Origin of the sequence: Nocardioides sp. NPDC000445, assembly GCF_040300245.1 — a bacterium.
Taxonomy (GTDB): Bacteria; Actinomycetota; Actinomycetes; order Propionibacteriales; family Nocardioidaceae; genus Nocardioides.
Window position 1 is genome coordinate 204,713 of the sequence record NZ_JBEPDH010000010.1, and the last position, 20,988, is coordinate 225,700.

At 70.6% G+C, this 20,988-nt stretch carries 20 protein-coding genes and 3 tRNA genes; 13 read left to right on the top strand and 10 right to left on the bottom strand.

The features are described 5' to 3' along the window. Positions 1-138: 138 nt before the first annotated feature. From ABT304_RS15715 to ABT304_RS15735, 5 genes are all read left to right on the top strand, one after another. Positions 139-1,644: a protein kinase domain-containing protein gene (locus ABT304_RS15715; protein WP_350716423.1), complete on the top strand. Its 1,506-nt coding sequence runs from the start codon at positions 139-141 to the stop codon at positions 1,642-1,644. A 176-nt stretch (positions 1,645-1,820) separates the two neighbouring features. After that, a complete protein-coding gene (cimA, locus tag ABT304_RS15720; RefSeq protein WP_350716425.1) occupies positions 1,821-3,431 on the top strand; it encodes a citramalate synthase in 1,611 nt (536 codons plus the stop codon). A 64-nt stretch (positions 3,432-3,495) separates the two neighbouring features. Then, a complete protein-coding gene (locus tag ABT304_RS15725; protein ID WP_350716427.1) occupies positions 3,496-4,035 on the top strand; it encodes an NADPH-dependent FMN reductase in 540 nt (179 codons plus the stop codon). Between the two features lie 105 nt (positions 4,036-4,140). Beyond that, the gene (locus tag ABT304_RS15730; protein ID WP_350716429.1) at positions 4,141-5,100 is read left to right on the top strand and encodes a GNAT family N-acetyltransferase; all 960 of its coding nucleotides are present in this window, start codon (positions 4,141-4,143) and stop codon (positions 5,098-5,100) included. A gap of 9 nt (positions 5,101-5,109) precedes the next feature. Further along, positions 5,110-6,516: an amidase gene (locus ABT304_RS15735; protein ID WP_350716430.1), complete on the top strand. Its 1,407-nt coding sequence runs from the start codon at positions 5,110-5,112 to the stop codon at positions 6,514-6,516. Between the two features lie 165 nt (positions 6,517-6,681). On the opposite strand, the gene ABT304_RS15740 is transcribed toward ABT304_RS15735, so the two are convergent. The 3 genes from ABT304_RS15740 to ABT304_RS15750 all read right to left on the bottom strand — a co-directional run bounded on the left by ABT304_RS15740 (position 6,682) and on the right by ABT304_RS15750 (position 8,751). Beyond that, complete coding sequence (locus tag ABT304_RS15740) at positions 6,682-7,284, bottom strand: energy-coupling factor transporter transmembrane component T family protein (protein WP_350716432.1); 603 nt, start codon at positions 7,282-7,284, stop codon at positions 6,682-6,684. A gap of 169 nt (positions 7,285-7,453) precedes the next feature. Further along, positions 7,454-8,143 carry an energy-coupling factor ABC transporter ATP-binding protein gene (locus ABT304_RS15745; protein WP_350716433.1) on the bottom strand — a complete coding sequence of 230 codons (690 nt, stop codon included), beginning with the start codon at positions 8,141-8,143 and terminating at the stop codon, positions 7,454-7,456. Continuing rightward, a complete protein-coding gene (locus ABT304_RS15750; RefSeq protein ID WP_350716435.1) occupies positions 8,140-8,751 on the bottom strand; it encodes a biotin transporter BioY in 612 nt (203 codons plus the stop codon). The genes ABT304_RS15745 and ABT304_RS15750 overlap by 4 nt, the downstream gene beginning before the upstream one ends. A gap of 111 nt (positions 8,752-8,862) precedes the next feature. Between ABT304_RS15750 and ABT304_RS15755 the strand changes: the two genes are divergently transcribed. Further along, complete coding sequence (locus ABT304_RS15755; protein ID WP_160024572.1) at positions 8,863-9,432, top strand: TetR/AcrR family transcriptional regulator C-terminal domain-containing protein; 570 nt, start codon at positions 8,863-8,865, stop codon at positions 9,430-9,432. A gap of 7 nt (positions 9,433-9,439) precedes the next feature. On the opposite strand, the gene ABT304_RS15760 is transcribed toward ABT304_RS15755, so the two are convergent. The 3 genes from ABT304_RS15760 to ABT304_RS15770 all read right to left on the bottom strand — a co-directional run bounded on the left by ABT304_RS15760 (position 9,440) and on the right by ABT304_RS15770 (position 12,097). Further along, positions 9,440-10,048 (bottom strand): pentapeptide repeat-containing protein, encoded by a 609-nt coding sequence (locus ABT304_RS15760; RefSeq protein ID WP_350716437.1) that lies wholly within the window; start codon positions 10,046-10,048, stop codon positions 9,440-9,442. Between the two features lie 47 nt (positions 10,049-10,095). Beyond that, on the bottom strand, positions 10,096-11,184 hold the full coding sequence (locus ABT304_RS15765; RefSeq protein ID WP_160024570.1) for an alpha/beta fold hydrolase: 1,089 nt from the start codon (positions 11,182-11,184) through the stop codon (positions 10,096-10,098). Positions 11,185-11,251: 67 nt separating this feature from the next. Further along, entirely contained in the window at positions 11,252-12,097 is an 846-nt protein-coding gene (locus ABT304_RS15770) for a 3-methyladenine DNA glycosylase (protein WP_350716439.1), read from the bottom strand. A 70-nt stretch (positions 12,098-12,167) separates the two neighbouring features. Here ABT304_RS15770 and ABT304_RS15775 point away from each other — a divergent pair, with 70 nt between their 5' ends. The 6 genes from ABT304_RS15775 (at position 12,168) to ABT304_RS15800 (ending at position 16,047) form a co-directional block, all read left to right on the top strand. Continuing rightward, a complete protein-coding gene (locus tag ABT304_RS15775; protein WP_350716441.1) occupies positions 12,168-12,980 on the top strand; it encodes a fumarylacetoacetate hydrolase family protein in 813 nt (270 codons plus the stop codon). A gap of 11 nt (positions 12,981-12,991) precedes the next feature. Continuing rightward, positions 12,992-14,518, top strand: a complete 1,527-nt coding sequence (gene gltX / locus ABT304_RS15780) for a glutamate--tRNA ligase (RefSeq protein WP_350716443.1) — start codon at positions 12,992-12,994, stop codon at positions 14,516-14,518. A gap of 10 nt (positions 14,519-14,528) precedes the next feature. Beyond that, positions 14,529-15,467, top strand: a complete 939-nt coding sequence (locus ABT304_RS15785; protein ID WP_160024566.1) for a CPBP family intramembrane glutamic endopeptidase — start codon at positions 14,529-14,531, stop codon at positions 15,465-15,467. Positions 15,468-15,601: 134 nt separating this feature from the next. Next, a tRNA-Gln gene (locus tag ABT304_RS15790) sits at positions 15,602-15,673 on the top strand. 63 nt (positions 15,674-15,736) lie between these two features. Beyond that, positions 15,737-15,812: transfer RNA gene (locus ABT304_RS15795), tRNA-Glu, on the top strand. 162 nt (positions 15,813-15,974) lie between these two features. Next, positions 15,975-16,047: transfer RNA gene (locus ABT304_RS15800), tRNA-Glu, on the top strand. Positions 16,048-16,068: 21 nt separating this feature from the next. Here ABT304_RS15800 and ABT304_RS15805 read toward each other — a convergent pair. After that, on the bottom strand, positions 16,069-16,608 hold the full coding sequence (locus tag ABT304_RS15805; protein ID WP_350716445.1) for an arsinothricin resistance N-acetyltransferase ArsN1 family B: 540 nt from the start codon (positions 16,606-16,608) through the stop codon (positions 16,069-16,071). A gap of 18 nt (positions 16,609-16,626) precedes the next feature. On the opposite strand from ABT304_RS15805, the gene ABT304_RS15810 reads away from it, so the two are divergent. After that, a complete protein-coding gene (locus tag ABT304_RS15810) occupies positions 16,627-17,199 on the top strand; it encodes a helix-turn-helix domain-containing protein (RefSeq protein WP_350716447.1) in 573 nt (190 codons plus the stop codon). A 1-nt stretch (position 17,200) separates the two neighbouring features. On the opposite strand, the gene hutI is transcribed toward ABT304_RS15810, so the two are convergent. Genes hutI through ABT304_RS15825 form a run of 3 tightly spaced genes read right to left on the bottom strand, consistent with a single transcriptional unit; the run spans position 17,201 to position 20,858 of the window. After that, the gene (gene hutI / locus ABT304_RS15815) at positions 17,201-18,346 is read right to left on the bottom strand and encodes an imidazolonepropionase (protein WP_350716449.1); all 1,146 of its coding nucleotides are present in this window, start codon (positions 18,344-18,346) and stop codon (positions 17,201-17,203) included. Next, a complete protein-coding gene (locus ABT304_RS15820) occupies positions 18,343-19,638 on the bottom strand; it encodes a formimidoylglutamate deiminase (RefSeq protein WP_350716451.1) in 1,296 nt (431 codons plus the stop codon). The genes hutI and ABT304_RS15820 overlap by 4 nt, the downstream gene beginning before the upstream one ends. Then, the gene (locus ABT304_RS15825; RefSeq protein WP_350716453.1) at positions 19,635-20,858 is read right to left on the bottom strand and encodes an allantoate amidohydrolase; all 1,224 of its coding nucleotides are present in this window, start codon (positions 20,856-20,858) and stop codon (positions 19,635-19,637) included. The genes ABT304_RS15820 and ABT304_RS15825 overlap by 4 nt, the downstream gene beginning before the upstream one ends. Positions 20,859-20,988 lie beyond the last annotated feature (130 nt).

Here is a 20,988-nt window from a genome sequence, read left to right on the forward strand (position 1 = left end):
CTCGGCCGACGTAGCTGACGCCTCCGCGCTTCGCGCGGTTACTCCCTCGCTCGGCGCGAGCGGACGAGCAAGCTCGCCGCTCGACCTCGCTCCGGTCGTCTCGGCGGGGTGTCGGCTGTGGCGGATAAGGTTTGTCTCGTGACGACAGCCCCTCGCCGTCTCCCGGCGACCCAACGGGACACCGTTGGTGACTACGACCTGCTCTCCCTGCTGGGGCAGGGCGGGATGGGACGGGTCCATCTGGCCAGCCACCGCACGAGCGGTGAGCGGGTGGCGCTGAAGGTGCTGCGTACCCAGTTCGTGGGGGATGAGGAGGGCCGCCATCGGCTCGCGCGCGAGGTCTCCTCGCTACAGCGGGTGCGGAGCAGGTGGGTGGCCGGAGTGGTCGGCGCAGACCCGTGGGGCGAGGTGCCGTGGCTGGCGACCCGCTACGTGCCGGGGCCGACGCTGCACGACAAGATCATCAACGAGGGGCCGCTGTCGCGCGAGGACGTCGAGCAGCTGGCCAGCGACCTGGCCGAGGGCATCGCCGACTGCCACGCCGTCGGTGTCCTCCACCGTGACATCAAGCCGGCCAACATCATCGTCGAGGGGCGCACCCCGATCCTGATCGACTTCGGGCTCGCCCGCGTCGCCGACGACCCGAAGATCACCGTGACCGGCCTGCTGATCGGCACCCCCGGCTACCTTCCGCCCGAGATCGCGGTCGGCGACCCGGCCACCCCGGCCTCGGACGTGCACTCGTGGGCCTCCGTGGTGGCGTACGCCGCGACCGGCCGCCCGCCCTTCGGCGAGGGCAACTCGATGAAACTGATGGACCGCGCCCGGCGCGGTGAGCACGACCTCGAGGGGGTGCCGCAGCCGCTGCGCGGGCTGCTCGGCCAGGCGCTGTCGCCCGACCCCGCGGACCGCCCGACGCTGGACGAGGTGCGCGAGTGGCTGCGTACGCCGCGCCGGCCGTTCGTGCACCGGCCGGTCGAGCAGCTCTCGCTGAGCGACCGGGCCGAGCGCGAGAAGGCCACCACGCCGGCTGCGCCGTTCACCCCGATCCAGAAGCTCGGCCCGCGCCAGGACAGCGGCTTGGAGAAGCTGCGCCGGGGTGCCGTCTGGCTCGGCCTGCTCGCCTTCGCCGTCGGCGTCATCGCTGCGTTCCCGAGCGTCGGCTTCTGGGCCGTGCTCGGCGCGGCGTGGCTGATCCGCGCCGGCACGCTTGCCGCCGGCGATCTGCGTCGGTGGCGGTGGTATCGCGGTCGCAAGTGGCATGACGCGCCCCGACTGCTGATCGGCGCTCCCTGGCGCCTGGTCCGTTCGCTCCCGAAGACGTTCGTCGTCGGGGTGTGGGGCTTCGGGTTCGTGGTGGCGGCGGTGCTGATCGGCTTCGCCCTGCAGCTCTCCCTCGAGGCGACGCTGGGCTTCGCCGGCCTGGCGTTCGTCGGCGCGCTGTGGACCGGCTCCGGTCGCGACCGGCTGCGTGACCCGGTGACCAAGGCGGTCCACCGGATCTCGGCGCGATGGGTGCCGTGGATCCTCGGGTTCGCCGTGGTCGTCACTCTGGCGCTCTTCCCGATCCAGACCCTCGCCGACGAGGGCTCGCAGTTCTCCGATGGCGACGAGCCGTGGTGGGTCGAGCTCCTCGGCTGGTGAGACGCCCGTCCCATGGACGAAGATTTCGTGGCAGTATCAGGGCTATGACGACGTACGTCATCATCATTCGCTAGCGCGTCGAGCACCTGCCCGACGCGCCACCCTCTCGTTCCCGAGAGGGTTTTTTGTTGCCCAGCCCAACCCAGCCCAGCCCGAGGACCCGAGGACACAGAGCCATGGAATTCCACGTCTACGACACCACCCTGCGCGACGGTGCGCAGCAGGAGGGCCTGAACCTCAGCGTCGCCGACAAGCTCGCGATCGCCCGGCACCTCGACGGTCTGGGCGTCGGGTTCATCGAGGGCGGCTGGCCCGGAGCGAACCCGAAGGACACCGAGTTCTTCAAGCGGGCAGTCTCCGAGCTCGACCTCAAGCACGCGCGGCTGGCGGCGTTCGGGTCGACCCGCCGGGCCGGTGTGAGGGCTGCGGACGACCCGCAGGTCGCCGCGCTCCGCGACTCCGGGGCGTCGGTTGTCACCCTCGTCGCCAAGTCCCACGACCGTCACGTCGAGCTCGCGTTGCGCACCACTCTCGAGGAGAACCTCGCGATGATCCGCGACACGGTCTCCCACCTGCGCGAAGAGGGCCAGCAGGTCTTCCTCGACGCCGAGCACTTCTTCGACGGCTACCGGGCCAACCGCGACTACGCGCTCGAGGTCCTGAAGACCGCCTACGAGGCGGGCGCCGAGGTGGTCGCGCTGTGCGACACCAACGGCGGGATGCTGCCGGGCTGGGTGGCCGACGTCGTCCACGACGTCCGCGGCGCCACCCAGGGAGCGGTCGGCATCCACTGCCACAACGACACCGGGTGTGCGGTCGCCAACTCGCTGGCCGCCGTGGACGCCGGCGCGATGCACGTCCAGGGCTGCATCAACGGCTACGGGGAGCGTACGGGCAACGCCGACCTCGTCTCCGTGGTCGCCAACCTGCAGCTGAAGCTGGGCCGCGAGGTGCTGCCCACGGGGCTGCTCGGCGAGGCGACCCGCGTCGCGCACGCGGTGGCCGAGGTGACCAACGTGCCGCCCGCGGGCCGTCAGCCGTACGTCGGTGCCTCCGCGTTCACCCACAAGGCCGGGCTGCACGCCTCCGCGATCAAGGTGGACCCCAACCTCTACCAGCACATGGACCCGGCCGGCGTCGGCAACGACATGCGGCTGCTGGTCTCGGACATGGCCGGGAGGGCCTCGATCGAGCTGAAGGGGCGCGAGCTCGGCTACGACCTCTCCGACGACCGCGACCTGGTGGCCCGGGTGACCGAGCGGGTCAAGGAGGCCGAGCAGCGTGGCTACACGTTCGAGGCGGCCGACGCCTCCTTCGAGCTGCTCCTGATCGAGGAGGTCGAGGGCGCCCGGCCGTCCTTCTTCGACGTCGAGTCCTGGCGGGTCATCTCCGAGGCCCGCGGTGGTGGTGCCGAGACCGGCTCGACCACCGAGGCGATCGTGAAGATCCACGCCGACGGCGTACGTCATGTCGAGACCGGCGAGGGCAACGGCCCGGTCAACGCGCTCGACCAGGCGCTGCGGGCCGCGATCACGCGTGCCTTCCCGGTGGTCGCCTACTTCGACCTGATCGACTTCAAGGTGCGCCTCTTCGACCAGGGACACGGCACCGATGCCAGGACGCGGGTGCTGATCGAGACCTCCGACGGCTCGACGTCGTGGACGACGGTGGGGGTCGGGTCGAACGTGATCGAGGCATCGTGGGAGGCGCTGGTCGACGGGCTCACCTTCGGGCTGCGCCGGCATGTGGGCGAGACCACACCGTCGGAGGCTGCTGTCACGGAATGAATCCCCGGGACGCGGGCGTTGAACACTTCAACATTGAACTATCCGCGTCCTACGAGGAGAACCCGTGACCGACACCCGTATCGCCGTACTCGTTGGCAGCCTGCGCGCCGACTCCATCAACCGCAAGCTCGCCGAGAAGCTCGTCGCCGAAGCGCCTGAGGGTGTCGTCCTGGAGATCGTCGACGGACTGGCGGACGTGCCGTTCTTCAACGAGGACCTCGAGGCCGACCCGGGCGAGGCCGTGAGCCAGCTCCGCAAGGTGATCGACGAGGCCGACCGCGTCCTCATCGTGACCCCGGAGTACAACGGCACGATGCCCGCCGTCATCAACAACGCGATCGACTGGCTCTCGCGCCCCTACGCCGCCGGCGTGCTCAAGGGCAAGATCCTCTCGGTCGTCGGCGTCGCTCCGACGCCCTACGGTGCCAAGTGGTCCCACGCCGACGCAGCCCGCTCGGCCGGCATCGGCGGCGCCGTCGTCGTCGAGGACGCCATCGTCTCCCAGCCGGTCCACGAGATCGACGTCTTCACCGACGCCGAGGCCCAGGGCCGCTTCCGTGAGGCCGTCGAGAAGCTCGCGGGCTTCCAGCCTGCAGCCGCCTGAGCCCCAACCAGGCAGCGCACCACGAGGGCAGGTCTCTGCGGGGGGAGACCTGCCCTTGGTGATTTATCGCGTGCGTGACCAGCGATTCGGCCGTACGTTTCGCTCATGAGTGGACCCGTGAAGCAGCTCCGACTGGTGGTCGAGGCGAAGGACTACGAGCAGGCGGTGGCCTTCTACCGCGACACCCTCGGCCTGCCGGAGCAGGCCGCCTTCTCTGGCCCGGGTGAGGCTCATGTGACGATCCTCGACGCCGGCCTGGCCACGCTCGAGCTCGCCAACTCCGCCCAGCACGCCTACATCGACGAGGTCGAGGTCGGGCAGCCGGCGGCCGGGCACGTCCGGGTGGCGTTCGAGGTCGAGGACTCCGCCACCGTCGCCTCCCGGCTCGTCGATGGCGGCGCCACCCTCGTCGCGCCACCCACTCGCACCCCGTGGGAGTCGCTCAACGCCCGTCTCGACGGGCCGGCGGGGCTGCATCTGAGTGTCTTCCAGGAGCTCGCCGAGCCCGTTCTGGCTCCGGACTATCCGGTCACCACCGAGCGGCTGGCGTTGCGCCCGATCGACGTCGAGCGCGACCTCGACGATCTGCACGCCTATCTCTCGCTCGAGGAGGTGTGCCGCTACATCCCACCGGTTCCGCGTGACCGCGAGCAGCTGCGAAAGGCGTACGCAGCCGAGAGGCGTCTCTCCGTCCTGCGCCGCGAGGGTGAGGTGCTCTGCCTCGCCGTCGAGCACGAGGGCCGGCTGATCGGCGACGTGGTGCTCTTCTGGCACAGCAAGGAGCAGCGGTCGGGGGAGATCGGCTATGCCTTCAACCCCGAGTTCAGCGGCCGCGGCTTCGCCACGGAGACCGCGCGGGCGCTGCTGGGGCTGGCGTTCGACGGGCTCGGCCTGCACCGGGTGACCGCCCGGGTCGACGAGCGCAACACCGCCTCGGCGCGGGTGGTCGAGCGGCTCGGGATGCGGAAGGAAGCCGTCGAGCGCGAGGCCGAGTGGTTCAAGGGCGAGTGGACGACACTGGTGCACTACGCGATGCTCGAGGACGAGTGGCGCTCGGGCCACTAGTCTGCAGGGGTGGCCGAGCTTCATGATCTGACCGCCCTGGAACAGGGAGAGCTGCTGCATCGATGCGAGGTCTCCCCGGGAGAGCTCGCCGAGCACTACCTCGACCGGATCGCGAGGCTCGACGATGTCGGCGCCTTCGTCACCGTGGCCGAGGAGCGGATCTCGACCTGCGCTCGTGAGCTCGTGGTCAAGCCGGTCGGTGCCTCACCGCTGTGGGGCGTACCCACCGCGATCAAGGACCTCAACCTCACCCGCGGGGTGCGTACGACCTTCGGGTCGGCTGCCTTCGCCGACTTCGTACCCGACATCTCCGACAACGTCACCCTCTCCATCGAGGCGGCCGGGATGATCTCGCTCGGGAAGACCAACACTCCCGAGTTCGGCTCGCCCTGCTACACCGAGCCGGACGTGGCGCCGCCCGCCGTCACGCCCTGGGACCGTACGCGGATTGCCGGCGGCTCCTCCGGAGGTGCTGCCGCCGCGGTCGCCGCCGGGCTGGTGCCGGTCGCGCAGGGCTCCGACGGCGGGGGTTCGATCCGGATCCCGGCCTCGTGCTGCGGGCTGGTCGGCCTCAAGCCCACGCGCGGACGGATCTCCCCGTCGCCCATGTACGGCGACGCCGCCGGACTCGCCACCGCCGGTCCGATCGCTCGGACGGTGCGCGACGCGGCGGCCTTCCTCGACGTGCTCGCGGGGCGGCGTACTGGTGATCCCTTCTGGGCTCCCGAGGAGCCGCTCCCGTTCCTGGACGCGTGCGAGCGGCCGCCGGGGCGGCTGCGCATCGCCCGGTTCATCGAGCCGCTGATCGCCCCGACCTCGGTCGATCCCGAGTGCGTCGCCGCCTGGGAGAACGCCTCTGCCTTGTTGGAATCGCTGGGCCACGAGATCGTCGACATCCCGCGGCCGCTGCCGGTCGAGGCGGTCGCGGTCTTCGAGACGGTCTGGGCGGTCGGGACCGCGATGTCGGTCGTCAACCTCACCCCGGATCAGCGATCCCAGATCCGGCCGCTGACCCGCTGGCTCACCGAGCGAGGAGAGGCGTTCAGCGGCCCGGAGTTCGGGCTGGCGATCGCCGAGCTACGACGGTACGCCGCCATGGCCCTGGAGGCGCTGGCGCCCTACGACGCCGTGCTCACCCCGACCCTGGCCACCCCGCCGCCGAAGGTCGGTGCGATCCGTGACGACGCCGACCCCGCCGCCGACTTCGAGGCTCAGAAGGCGTTCACCCCCTGGACCTCCGCCTGGAACGTCACCGGCATGCCCGCCATCTCCCTGCCCCTCCACTGGACCCCGTCCGGTCTTCCTGTCGGCGTCATGCTCGCCGCCCGTCCCGCCGAGGAGCCCCTCCTGCTCTCCCTCGCGGCCCAGATCGAGGACGCCGCCCTCTGGGACCACCGCCTCCCGCCCGGCTGGTGACCCGCGCCGAGACGTCAGTTAGGTCGGCCGAGACGTCAGTTGCGTCGGGCGAGACGTCAGTTAGGTCGGGCGAGATGGCACATGGTGCCGTCTCGCCCGACGTACGTGACGCTTCGGCAGGGGTCAGCGACGCTTCGGCCGACCGGGGTGACGCTTCGGCAGGGGTCAGTCGCCGAGGCCGCGGGCCTTGAGGGCGTCGCCGGTCTCGTGGGCGCGGGCGACGACGCGGATGACGAAGGGGGAGAGGTACGCCCTGGGGTGCCGGATCCCGCGAGCGCGAGCCGCGTCGCGGGTCTCGAGGAGGAGGGCGATGCTCGCCGGGATGCTGGTGATGGCCAGGCCGATCACGAGGGCGACCCCGTCCGGGTTCACGCCGATCGGCTTGAGCGGCGTGATGAGCCGCGTGAACAGGTCGAGCATCGCGTTGACCTCGGTCGTGGCGGTGAGGATGAGACCGCCGAGCGCGAGGGAGATCAGGTCGACGCCGGCCTCGACCGCCCGCGGCCATCCGTGGGCGTAGCCCTGGAGCGCGGAGAGGACGAGCGCGATCAGGAGTACGCCGCGGGCAGCCCGCCCCACCTGCCGCATCGGCAGCCGGGCGACGAGCGTGACCACGACCGCGATCCCGAAGAGCACCCCGGTGGCGACCAGCCCGTGGAGTACCACGAGCAGGGTGCTGAACACCAGCAGCCCCAGCAGCTTCGCACCGGCGGGGGCCCGGTGCAGGAGGCTGTCGCCGGGCAGGTAGGCGCCGAGTAGGTAGCTCAACGCCGCCCCCGTTCCGCGGCGGCATTTTCCCGCCATGGCGGGAAAATGCCGCGGCTGCGGTCGTCAGGTGCCAGCAGAATCCCGCCATGGCGGGATTCTGCCGCCCGCCGGGCCGCCGCCCGCCCGCACAACCCCGCCATGGCGGGAAAGTGCGCCGCGCCCGCGACCATCACACACCCACCGACTGTGTGTAGTGCGCGACGGCATCCGGAGCCGATCCGTCGAAGGTGACCGCCCCGTCCGCGACGACCAGCGCGCGGTCGCACCGCGCGGCGAGGTCGAGGTCGTGGGTGACCAGGACGAGCTGCTGCGAGAGCCCGAAGAGCGCGTCGGCGACCAGCCGGGTGTTGGCGAGGTCGAGCAGCGTGGTGGGCTCGTCGGCGACGACGATCGACGGCTCCGCGGCGAGCACGCCAGCCAGTGCGAGCAGCTGCCGCTGCCCGCCCGACAACGTGTGCACCGACTGCGTTGCCAGCCCGTCCAGCCCGAACCGCGCCAGAACCTCGAGAGCCCGGGCGTGCCGCTCCGACGAGGAGCGCACCAGCCGCCGCAGCGACAGCTCGACGTCCTCGACGCAGGTCGGCATGACCAGCTGAGCGGCCGGGTCGGTGAAGCAGAAGCCGACCCGGCGGCGTACTTCCTTGCCCTTGCGGGCGACGTCGAGGCCGTCGACCAGGACGCGGCCCGAGGTCGTGGACACCAGGCCGTTCAGCAGCCGGGCGAGCGTCGACTTCCCGGAGCCGTTGCCGCCGATGATCGCGATCCGCCGCTCGGTGAGCGTCAGCGAGGTGGGGGAGAGCAGCACCCGGCCGCCCTCGTCCTCCGGAAGCGCGACCCCCGCGGCATCGAGCTCGATCATCGGCGCAGGAGGTTCGGGAAGGCTCGGTGCACCTCGGCCGCGACGATCGCCACGAGCCCGGTCTTGACCAGGTCGCCGAACCAGAACGGCAGGTCCCACTTCCACACGGTGCTCAGCGGCTCGCCGGAGTAGATCATCATCCCCGCGATGCCGAGGGGGTGGACGATCAGGATCGAGCCGGCGATCGAGCACAGGAACACCACGACGGCGCGGGTGCGGGCGGGCCCGGCGACGTACTTGACCAGGAAGCCGACCAGCGCCGCCATCAGCGGGAACGCGATCAGGTAGCCGCCGGAGATCCCGGCGAACTTCGCGAAGCCGGAGGTGTGGTCGGCGTAGACCGGCAGCCCGATGCCGCCGAGCAGCAGGTAGAGGGCGACGGCCAGGAACCCGCGCAGGGGACCGAGCAGCGCGCCGGAGAGCGCGACCGCGAAGGTCTGCAGGGTGATCGGCACGGCGGTGCCGGTCGGAATGTCGCCGACCAGGGTCGAGGCGCAGATCAGCCCGGTGAACGCGGCGATCAGGGCGATGTCGGTGGTGGTGAAACGGGCCGGCTTCGACTCGTCGGCCTCCGGGGTCGACGTCGCACTGGTGGGGGACTCGGTCATACTCGCTCCTGCGTACTCAGACCTGAACCTTGGTCAGGTGAACGGTGTTCAGGTTAAGGTCGACGTACGTCTTCGTCCACTTCGTCCCACCACCCGGCCCCTGGGAGCAACATGCGATACCGCCGTGAGGACGTCGTCGCCCGCGCGCTGCAGGTCCTCGACGACTACGGTCTCGCCGACCTGACGATGCGTCGGCTCGGCACCGAGCTCGGCGTACGCCCCAGCGCGCTCTACCACCACTTCGCCAACAAGCAGTCCCTGCTGGCAGCGGTGGCCGACGAGATCCTGCTCCGGGGGCGGCACGAACCGTCGGGTGCCTGGGACGTACGCGTCACCGGCATCTGCACCGACCTGCGCGACTCGCTGCTGGCCTACCGCGACGGCGCCGAGGTCGTCGCCACCGTCTGGGCCTTCGGGCTGGGCGCGACCCAGCCCCACGACGACCTCGTCGCGGCGCTGAGCGACGGCGGCCTCGGCGATCTCGCCCCGGTCGCCGCCCGCACCCTGCTCCACTTCGTCTACGGTCACGCCGTCGACGAGCAGACCCACCTCCAGGCCGCCGCCGCGGGCGCCATCGAGGACGACGTACGCGACACCGACGACTTCGTCACCGGCCTCGGCCTGATCGCCGCCGGCATCTCGATGGCCAAGGCCGTCCGCGAGGCCTCGGCCGACCGCTGAGGGGCGCTCAGACCCCGTCGACCTCCGCGCCGTGCTGCTCGGCGAGCATCACGGCGCCGGCGAGGTCGAGCTTCGTGCCGCGCAGCGATGCGGCCGTGAGGTCGACCCGGTCGAGCCCGGCCCCGCGGAGGTCGGCACCGTGCAGCTTCGTCTCCTGGAGCGTGGCTCCGTCGAGCCGGGTGTCTCGCAGGACCGCGCCGGTGAGGTCGGCCAGCGACAGGTCGGCGTCGCGGAGGTCCAGCCCGGACAGGTCGAGCCGGGCGAGGTTCGCGCCGCGCAACGAGACCCCGCGCCACACGCCGCCGGTGACCTTCAGCGGCCGCAGGGTGCAGTTCGAGAACTCGCTCCCGCTGAGCTTGCAGCCCTCGAACGTCGAGTCGAAGAAGTTCGTACGCCGGAAGTCACAGCCGACGAACGCCGACCCGACGTGGGTCGAGGCGTTGAACCGGCCGCCGTGGAAGGTGCAGTTCTCGAAGAGTGCCGCCGACGTCGTCGCCTCGGTCAGATCGACATCGGTGAAGACGCAGTCGACGAACCGGGCCCCGGTGAGATCGGCTGCGTACCAGTCCTCGTTGCGGAAGTGCTCGTCGCTCGCCTCGGCGGGTGGGTTCGGCATGGCGCACACCCTGCCACCCGCCACCGACACTCCGGCTGCGCGAGCTCTCAGTCGTGCTGGGTGAACCACTCGTCGAGGAGCGGCCAGGTGTTGTCCCGGGCGGCGCGGCCGGTGAGCAGGCCGAGATGGCCGCCGGGGACGATCTCGAAGCGGAGCTCCTCGGCGCCGGTGAGCAGGTCGACCAGCGGCCTGACCGAGGCGACCGGACCGATGCCGTCGTTGGCACCGGCGACGACGAGTGTGGGCTGCTTGACGTCGCGCAGGTAGACGGAGTGCTCGTCGCTGAGGTCGATCTGCCCGCTGAACAGCGCGTTGGTGCGGAAGAAGTGGTGGTAGAGCTGCCCGAACGTACGCCCCGGGTAGGCGATGATGTTGTCGGTGAACCGGTCGACCGCCTCGAGCTGGGCGAGGAACTCGCGATCGGCCAGGTTGGACAGCTTCGCCACCGGCTTGGTGAACATCTTGTCGACCGAGGAGATCTGAAAAGCCCACCTGACCAGCGGCTTCGGAGCACCCCCGAAGGCCTGGTAGGCAGTGGTGACCAGGTTGCCCGGCGGCAGGTTGAGCAGCGGCCGCAGCGGCGCGATCAACGGCACCTGACGTACGTCGCAGGGCGAGCCGAGCACCGCCAGCGAGGCGATCGGGAGGTCGGGGGCGTCCGCGGCGGCGAGCATCGTGAAGATCCCGCCCAGCGACCAGCCGACCACGTGTACCGGCCGCCCGCCGGCGTGCTCGGAGACCGACCGGATCGCCTCCGGCACGACGTGCGCGATCCAGTGCTCGATGCCGAGGCTGCGGTCGGCGAAGTTCACCTCGCCGTACTCGACCAGGTAGGTCGGCCGGTCCGTCCCCACCAGATGCTCGACGACCGAGCAGCCGCGCCGCAGGTCGTAGCAGATCGCCGGCGCCGCCAGCGGCGTCACCAGCAGCACCGGGTCGCCCTCCGGCGTCGTCCCCGCCACGGGCCGGTAGTGGTAGAGCTCGCGTCGGTTGCCGTCGTCGATCAACGTACGCGGCATCGGCCGGAGGTCGGCGAGCCCGCCGTAGAGCAGCGAGTGCGCGACGTTCCCCGCGGCGGCGCCGACCGTGGTGGCGATCGAGGCGGCAGCTTGTCGGGGGTGGGGGAGGATGGCCATTGTGGGCTTAACGTAACCCGCCTTCCCGGGTCACGCCGGGAGGAGCGCGCACAGCGTGTGACGTCTGTTACCCCTCGAGGAGCCGCTCGCACTCGGTGACCAGGCGCTCGCGGAGCGGGGCGGCGCGCTCGGCGAAGGCACGCTGAGCGGCGGCGTACTCCTGCTTCCCGGCGGCCGTCTCGATGCGGATCGGGTCGAGGTCGAGCTCGGCGAGGTCGTACGGAGCGGCCTTCATGTCCATCGTGCGGATGTCCCAGGCGAGCTCGAAGCAGTCGGCGACGAGGTCGGAGGAGACCAGCGGTGAGAGCCGGAAGGCGTGCTTGTAGAGGTCCATGTTGCCGTGCAGACAGCCCGGCTGCTCGAAGGCCGCCCGGTCGTCGGAGCGCGGGGAGAGGGTGTTGAGCGGCGCAGCCGGGGGAGTGAAGAAGCGGTACGCGTCGAAGTGGCTGCACGCGATGCGGTGGGACTCGACCACGCGGTCGGTGCCGGTGGTGCCGAGCCGCAGCGGCCAGTCGGCGTGGCGTACCTGCTCCGGGGTCAGCCGGTAGACCATCGCCCACTCGTGGAGGCCGAAGCAGCCGAAGTTGGCGTCGCGGGAGGCGGTGGCGCGGAGCAGCTTGAGGAGGGTCTCGACGAGCAGGCGCTTGTCGGCGAGGAAGTCGGAGGAGACCGTGCCGGAGGTGTAGCCGCGCAGCGACTCGTACTCCGCAGCATCCTCCAGGACGACCCCGAACCCCGGGTGCCAGCGCAGCAGCTGGGCGGGCCGGTAGGAGTAGTAGGTGTAGAGGAAGTCGTTGACCGGGTGCTTGACCCGGGCGCCGCGGCGGGCGAGATGCGGCTCGACATAGGGCGCCAGGCGCGCGCGGTGAGCGGCCGCGCGAGCGGTCCACTCCGAACGCGACAGCACCTCCACGACGTACAAGCCTACGAAGGCGGCGCATAGTGAAGTGAATCGTGGCGACTGGTCCGGATAGGCTCAGCACGTGCGCATCGCCAGATTCACGACCAAGGGTGGCGAGCCCCAGTTCGGCGTCGTCATGGGGGACCTCGACGGCTACGGCCAGCTCAGCGAGGACGCGACCGTCGTCGCGCTCCAGGGCGACCCGCTGTTCTCGGGTGTCAACATCACCGACCAGGTCCACAAGTTCGAAGACGTCAAGCTGCTCGCGCCGGTGATCCCGCGCAGCAAGGTGGTCGCGGTCGCCCGCAACTACGCCAAGCACGCGGCCGAGCTCGGCAACGAGGTGCCGGAGGAGCCGCTCTTCTTCATCAAGCCCAACACCGCGGTCTGCGGCCCCGGTGACGCGATCCAGCGGCCGGCAGGGGTCGAAGACCTCCACTTCGAGGGCGAGCTCGCGATCGTGATCGGCCGGATCTGCCGCGACGTACCGGTGGAGAAGGTGAAGGACGTCATCTACGGGATGACGGTCGCCAACGACGTCACCGCGCGTGACATCCAGCGGCGGCTCAAGCACTTCTCCCAGGCGAAGGGCTACGACACCTTCTGCCCGCTCGGCCCCTGGATCGAGACCGACGTCGAGCTGGAGCAGCTCGCCGCCGGCGTACGCATCCAGACCTTCCTCAACGGTGACGTCGTCCAGGACGGGTCCACGAAGGACCTCGTCCACGACATCCCGAAGCTGATCGCCCACATCAGCAGCGTGATGACGCTGCTGCCGGGCGATGTGATCCTCACCGGCACCCCCGAGGGTGTCGGCCCCATGGAGCCCGGCGACGAGATCGAGATCTTCGTCGAGGGGCTCGGAGCTCTGACCAACAAGGTGGCACAGCGTTGACTGGCAATGGAATGACCGGCTCACTCGAGCCCAAGGACTACCGGGTCCGGATGGCGCCCTCACCGACGGGGTCGCCCCACGTCGGCCTGGTCCGCACCGCCCTGTTCAACTGGGCCTTCGCCCGCCACCACGGTGGCACCTTCGTCTTCCGTATCGAGGACACCGACAAGGCGCGCAACACCCAGGAGTCCTACGACGGGCTCATCGACCTGATGCGCTGGCTCGGCCTCGACTGGGACGAGGGCGTCGAGGTCGGCGGCCCCTACGGCCCCTACCGCCAGTCGGAGCGCTCGGAGATCTACGCCGACGCGCTCGGCCGGCTGCGCGCCTCGTCCCACGTCTACGAGTGCTACTGCACCGGCGAGGAGACCACCGCCCGCTACGAGCAGCGCCTGGCCGCCTACAAGGCCGCGAAGGCGGAGGGGATCAAGGGCGAGGCCCCGGCCCAGGGCTACGACAACCACTGCCGTGACCTGAGCGAGGACCAGATCAAGGCGTACGAGGCGGAGGGCCGCTCCTCGGTCCCGCGGTTCCGCATGCCCGACGGCTCGATCACCTTCAACGATCTCGTCCGCGGCGAGGTGACCTTCGAGACCAAGCATGTCCCCGACTACGCGCTCGCGCGCGCCAACGGCGACCCGCTGTACACGCTCACCGCGCCGGTCGACGACGCCACCATGAACATCACCCACGTCTTCCGCGGCGAGGACCTGCTGTCCTCGACCCCTCGGCAGATCGCGCTCTTCGACGCATTCGTCGAGGTCGGCCTGGCCGAGCGGGCACCGGAGTACGGCCACCTGCCGTACGTCATGGGCCAGGGCAACAAGAAGCTCTCCAAGCGCGACCCGGAGGCGCACGCGCTGAAGTACCGCGAGGAGGGGTTCCTGCCGGAGGGGCTGCTCAACTACGTGGCGCTGCTCGGCTGGGCGATCGCGGCCGACCGCGACATCTTCACCATGGAGGAGATGGTCGAGGCCTTTGAGATCCACGACGTGGTCAAGAACCCGGCCCGCTTCGACATCAAGAAGGCGGAGGCGATCAACGCCTCCCACATGCGGCTGCTGCCGGTCGAGGACATCACCCACCGGGTGATTCCCTACCTCAAGGCCGACGGGATCATCAGCGACCCGGTCAACGATGCCGACGCGCAGATGCTCGAGGCCGCGATGCCGCTGGTCGCCGAGCGGATCAACAAGCTGGGCGAGGCCTCCGACATGCTGCGGTTCCTCTTCGTCCCGGAGGCCGACTTCGCGCTCGACGAGGAGGACGCCGCCAAGCTGCTCGACGAGGAGGGCCTGGGTGTCGTCCGGGCTTCGTACGACGCGCTCGTGGGTCTCCACGCGTGGTCGACGGCCGAGATCCAGGACGCCCTGACCGCGGCCCTGATCGACGGTCTCGGGCTCAAGCCGCGCAAGGCCTATGGCCCGGTGCGCGTCGCGGTGACGGGCAAGCGGATCAGCCCGCCACTGTTCGAATCCATGGAGCTGCTCGGTCGGGAGCGTACGCTGGGGCGCCTGAAGGCGGTTCTCGGGAAGTAGGTCGGACAGGATGAGCACGGTCGTGGAGCCGCCGTCGGGACTGGCGTACTACCAGGTACAGCGCAGCGGGCGCAGTGGCTGGGGGCGGCCCCTGATCGGACTCATCCTGATCGGACTGTGTGTCTTCTTCGTCTCGCCGGCGGTGGTGCTGGTCGGGTTCGAGCTCTTCTTCATGCTCACCGGCGACAACGTTGCCACCGGCATGGCCAACGTCTCCGACGTGGAGAACGTCACCCCGGAGTCGCTGGCCTTCCTGCTGCTCTCGCTGGCCGGGGCGATCCCGGCGGCGATGCTGCTGTGCTGGGCGCTGCACGGCCTGCGGCCGGGGTGGCTGGCCTCGGTCGAGCGGCGGATCCGCTGGCCGTGGCTGCTGCAGTGCCTCGGGATCGCGGCGATCACGATGGTGGTCACGGTCATCATCGCCTCCCGGCTGCCGATCCCCGGCGACGACCTCGGGCCCAGCACGCTCAATCCCTACACCAGCACGATGCGCGACTTCGTGCTCGTGATCGTGCTGCTCACCCCGCTGCAGGCGGCGGGGGAGGAGTACCTGTTCCGCGGCTACATCTTCCAGACCTTCGGCTCGCTCTTCGGCGGGATGATGGGCGCCCGGACGGTCTCGGTGACGATCACCGCGCTGCTGTTCGCCTTCGCCCACGGCTCCCAGGATCTGCCGCTGTTCCTGGACCGGTTCGCCTTCGGCATCGTCGCCGGCATCTGCGTGATCGCCACCGGCGGCATCGAGGCGGGCATCGCGATGCATGTCCTCAACAACTTCGTCAGCCTCGGCATGGCCGTGGCCTTCGGCGACATCTCGACGGTGCTCAACACCACCGAGGGGTCGTGGTGGCGGATCCCGGTCACCCTGGTCCAGTCGGGCGTCTTCCTGGCGCTGACCGTGTGGGCCGCGCGATCGGCCGGCCTCTCGACCACGACCAAGAGCGCCTGAAAATGGGGCCAGGGGCGTGCCGATTTCGTAGCCTGGGGCCCTCGCCGGTAATGTTTCCTCTCGGTTCGAGGGAGAAATCCTGAGGGCCAGATCGCTCTTGTTGGCGGCCTCTGAGGCTAAGTCAATCAAGACGATGGGCTATGGTGTAATTGGCAACACGACTGGTTCTGGTCCAGTTATTCTAGGTTCGAGTCCTAGTAGCCCAGCGGATCCTCTCTGGAGGATTTGGGAGTCACCGAAGCGGTTCGCTAAGGTTTCACCCGCTGCAAGCCCCCGTCGTCTAGCGGCCTAGGACGTCGCCCTCTCACGGCGGTAACGCCGGTTCAAATCCGGTCGGGGGTACCACGCAGGAAGAGCCCCGAGTCACTGACTCGGGGCTCTTCGCCATTTCTGCCGGGGGCGCGGATATGGCCGCGGCGCGGAGGGGTCCCGATGTGGGGGATCGGCTGGTCATCCGGTAATGTTTCTCCTGCCCGCGAGGCCGAAAGGTCATCGCGGGAGGTGCAAGCCCCCGTCGTCTAGCGGCCTAGGACGTCGCCCTCTCACGGCGGTAACGCCGGTTCAAATCCGGTCGGGGGTACAACGCACGGGAAGCCCCGAGTCACTGACTCGGGGCTTCTTGGTTCTCCGGGTCCAAGTCGAGCTGCATCCAGGTGACGTCGTGCCAGGCGTCGAACTTCCAGCCGATCCTGCGGTACGTCCCGACCTCGGTGAAGCCGAAGGAACGGTGGATCCCGAGGCTGGCCTCGTTCGGGATGGCGATCCCGGCGAGCGCGCGGTGGAAGCCGCGCTCCTTCAGGTAGGGGAAGAGGGCTGCGTACAGGGCCTTGCCGGCGCCGTTGCCACGCCGGTCGCGGTCGAGGTAGATGGACACGTCGCAGGCCCAGCGGTAGGCGGCGCGGGTGCGGTGCTGGGTGGCGTACGCATAGCCGAGGACCTCCGGACCGGCCTCGCCCTCGGTCTCCAGGACCAGCCAGGCGTGCTCGGCCAGGGACGACTCGATGCGGCGAGCCATCTCTTCGACCGTCGGCGGCTCGGTCTCGAAGGAGATGACGGTGTCGCGGACGTACGGCTCGTAGATCGCCGCGCAGGCGGCGGCATCCGCGGTCGTTGCGTGGCGGATGGTCCAGGCAGGAGACATGTCTCCTATAGTAGTCACGTGGCTGACGATAGTGACAAGTTCGGTGAGGCCCTGGCGTCCAACATCAGGTCGGCGCGGGAGTCGCTCGGGATGACCGTCGCGGGGCTCGCGGAGGCGTCCGGGGTGTCCCGGGCGATGATCTCGAAGATCGAGCGGGGCGAGGCGCAGCCGACCGCGGTCCTGCTCACCCGGCTCTCCGGGGCGCTGGAACTGACGCTGTCGGAGCTGATCGCGCGGGCCGAGGGGGATGCCGTGCGCGTGGCCCGGCGCGCGGAGCAGACCGAGTGGACGGACCCCGAGACCGGCTACGTACGCCGCGCCGTCTCGCCGCCCGCGCACGGGATCCTGGAGCTGGTCGAGGTGGAGTTCCCGGCCGGTGCGTCGGTGGCCTCGCCGGCCTCGGCGTACCACTTCAAGGAGCAGCAGATCTGGGTGCTCTCGGGGCATCTGCGGTTCGTCGAGGGTGACCTCGTCCACGAACTCGACGCGGGTGACTGCCTGCAGCTCGGGCCGCCTGCCGACTGCGTCTTCGTCAACCCGACCGACGAGCCGTGCCGCTACCTGGTCGTGATCGGCAAGCGGCGCGGGTGAGTCAGACCGGGTTGCCGCCGCTCCAGACCTTGTGGGTGAGCGGAACCCCGGGGCGGTAGGCCAGATGCTTGGCGGAGGGCGCGTCGAGAGCCTGCAGATCAGCGCGGCCGCCCACGCTGATCCGTCCCACCGAGTCGCCGAGCCCGAGCGCGGTGGCGCCGCCGACCGTCGCGGCCCAGAGCGCCTCCTCGAAGGTCAGGCGCTGCTGGAGCACGGCGGTGGCGACGCAGAACCCCATCGAGGTCGTGAACGACGAGCCGGGGTTGCAGTTGGACGCGATCGCGATCGTGACGCCCGCGTCGACCAGCTCGCGCGCCGGGGGAAAGGGCTCGCGGGTGGAGAGGTCGCAGGCGGGAAGGAGCGTGGCGACGGTGTCCGACCCGGCGAGGGCGTCGACGTCGGTCGGGCTCAGGTGGTTGCAGTGGTCGACGCTCGTCGCGCCCAGCTCGACGGCCAGCCGGACGCCGCCGGACTCGCCGAGCTGGTTGCCGTGGAGCTTGACGCCGAGCCCCGCGGCGCGGCCGGCCTCGAGGATCTCGCGGGACTCCTCGACGTCGAAGGCGCCCTGTTCGCAGAAGACGTCGATGTAGGTCGCATAGGGCGCGACGGCAGCGAGCATCGGGCCGGTCACGAGGTCGATGTAGGCGCGACGGTCAACGCCGGCGGGGACGACGTGAGCGCCGAGGTAGGTGACCACCTCGGCGTGCTCGGCGCTGATCCGGGCCAGGCGCTGCTCGGTCTCGACGTCGAGGCCGTAGCCGGTCTTGGCCTCGATCGTCGTGGTGCCGCCGCGGTAGGCCTCCTCCCGCAGCCAGCGCGCCCGGGCGCGGAGGTCGTCGTCGGAGGCGGCTCGGGTGGCTTCGACGGTACGCATGATCCCGCCGGCCTCGTAGGGCCGGCCGGCCATCCGGTCGACGAACTCCTCCGCGCGGTCGCCCATCGAGACCAGGTGGGTGTGGGAGTCGACCCAGCCCGGGAGCACCGCGCGACCGTCGAGATCCTCCCGCGTGTCCGCTGCCGGGGCGCGGTCGGCCGGACCGATCCAGGCGATCCGGCCGTCCTCGATCACCACGGCGGCGTCGTGGACGGTGCCGTGCTCCTCGGTGTGCGTGGTCAGCTCGCCGACATTGGTCAGCAACAGGCTCATCCGAGCTCCTTCAAGGCTTCTGTGAACATGGTGGCCGGGTCGCGACCGTCCGCGAGGCGACCGTCCTGGGCCACCACACGCCCGCCGACCACGACGCGACGTACGTCGGTGGCGGTCGCCACCAGGGCGAGCTGGTCGAGGGCGGCTCCGGCGGTGCGTACCGAATCGGGGTCGATCTCCACCAGGTCGGCGCAGGCTCCGATCCGGAGGCCGCCCGGGAGGCCGGAGGCGGCGTAGCCGGAGCCGGCGCGGGTGGTCTCGAGGTCGGCGGGGGAGAAGCGTCCGCGCTGCCGGCTGTGCAGCCGTTCGCCGGCTTCCAGGCCGCGCACCTCGAGCCAGGGATCGATGACCGCGTTCTGGTCGGACCCGAGCGCGATGCGTACGCCTGCGTCGGCCAGCTCGCGGGCGGGTCCGATGCCGTCGCCGAGGTCGGCCTCGGTGGTCGGGCACATCGCCACCCCGGCGCCGCTGGCTGCGATGAGAGCGATGTCGGTGTCGGTCAGGTGCGTGGCGTGGACCAGCCAGGTGCGCGGGGAGAGCGCGTCGGCGTCGGCGAGGACCTGGGTGGGCGTCCGTCCGTACGCGGCGAGCGACTGCTCGTTCTCCGCGGGCTGCTCGGAGACGTGGACGTGGAGGGGCACCTCGGCGGGCAGTCGCTCGGCGACCAGGGCGATGTCGTCGGGGGAGACGGCGCGTACCGAGTGGATGGCCGCACCGACGGCGTGCGTCTGATGAAGCTGCTGCCAGCGCTCGAGCCAGGCCTCGGCGGTGCCGTCTCCGAAGCGGCTCTGCTCGGGGAGGAGCGGCTTGCCCGGGGCGCTGGTCAGATAGAGGGTGTCGAGAAGCGTCAGCCGGATGCCGACGCTGCTCGCGGCCCTCGTGAGCGCGGTGCCGAACGCGTTGGGGTCCACGTAGGGCGTGCCGTCCGGGCGGTGGTGGACGTAGTGGAACTCCGCGACGGTGGTCCAGCCGGTCACCAGCATCTCGGCGAAGACGGCCTCGGCCAGGCGCTCGTAGGAGTCGGGAGTGAGGCGGTCGGCGACGGCGTACATCTGCTCGCGCCAGCGCCAGAAGTCACCACCCTGGTCGTGCGTCCGGCCGCGCAGCGCGCGGTGGAAGGCATGGGAGTGAGCGTTGCCGGAGCCGGCGAGCACGGTGCCGAGGCGGAGGTCGGCGGTCTCGGCGCTCCCGCCGGGGGTGATCGCGGTGATCCGGCCCTCGGTCACCTCGATCACGAGGTCGGTGAGCTCGCGGCCCTCGACCAGCGCCCGCGCGGCATGGATCCGGGTCATCCGCGGGTCTCGCTCGCCAGCAGTCGGACGATGTCCGTGAGCGCCCTCGCCCCGGCCCGGCAGTCGTCGTCGGTGGCGGTCTCGTAGGGGGAGTGGGAGACGCCGGTGGGGTTGCGGGTGAAGAGCATCGCGGTGGGGATCTCGGCGGCGAGGATGCCAGCGTCGTGGCCGGCGCCGGTGGCGAGCACCGGCACGCCGCCCAGCGCGCCGACCAGGCGTTGTTGCAGGTCAGAGTCGAAATGGACCGTGGAGACGTACGACTCCTCGGTCACCTCCAGGGTGCAACCGTGCTCCTCGGCGGCCGCGTGCGAGGCAGCCAGGATCTCCTCGAGGAGGGCTCGGGTCTGCGGGTCGGTGTCGCCGCGTACGTCGAGCCAGGCATCCACCCGGGAGGCGATGACGTTGGTGCCGCCCGGGATCGGGGTGAGGCGGCCGATCGTGGCCCGGGCGGAGTCGGCACCGTCGTGGGCCGACGCGATGCGCTGGGCGGCCAGGACCGCGGCGGCCATCGCGGCGACGGGGTCGCGCCGGTCGCGCATCCGGGTCGCGCCGGCGTGGTTGCCCTCACCGGAGAAGACCAGCTTCCAGCGGCCGTGGGCGAGGATGCTCGAGGCCACGGCGACCGGGGAATCGAGATCGGCGAGCCCGATGCCCTGCTCCACGTGGAGCTCGACGAAGGCGGCCAGGCTCGCCAGCCGCTCCTCGTCGCGGCCGAGCCCGGCAGGGTCGATCCCGTCCGCTCCGCAGGCCTCGGCGTACGTCACCCCGGCCTCGTCGGTGAGCGCGGCCACCGCCTCGCCGGACAGCGCACCGGTCATCAGTTTCGAGCCCAGGCACGCGATGCCGAACCGCGAGCCCTCCTCCTCGCCGAACGCGGCGATCGTCACCGGCCGGGCCGGCACGAAGCCCTCCTCCATCAGCGCCGAGACCGCGGCCAGGGACGAGGCGACCCCGAGCGGGCCGTCGTAGGCGCCCCCGCCCGGAACCGAGTCGAGGTGGGAGCCGATCGCGATCGCGCCGCCCCCGCCGCCCCAGTGAGCCCAGATGTTGCCGTTGCGGTCGGTCTCGACCTCGAGGCCGAGCCCTGCGGACGTACGCCGGAACCACTCGCGCAGCTCCAGCTCGGCCGGCTCGTAGACATGCCGGGAGTAGCCGCCGCGTACGGGATCGCGGCCGATCCCGGCGATCTCGTCGAGCAGGGTGACGACGTCGAGAGTCATTCAGGTCCTTGGTTCAGGTCGTTCAGAGAAGGAGTCGTGTTGGTCTCGACACGCCTCCGCCTAGCGGCTCCGGCGGCTCGACCAGCGGGGGACAGGCCACCGCCGGCGCACGCACGCGTTACGTCGAGCG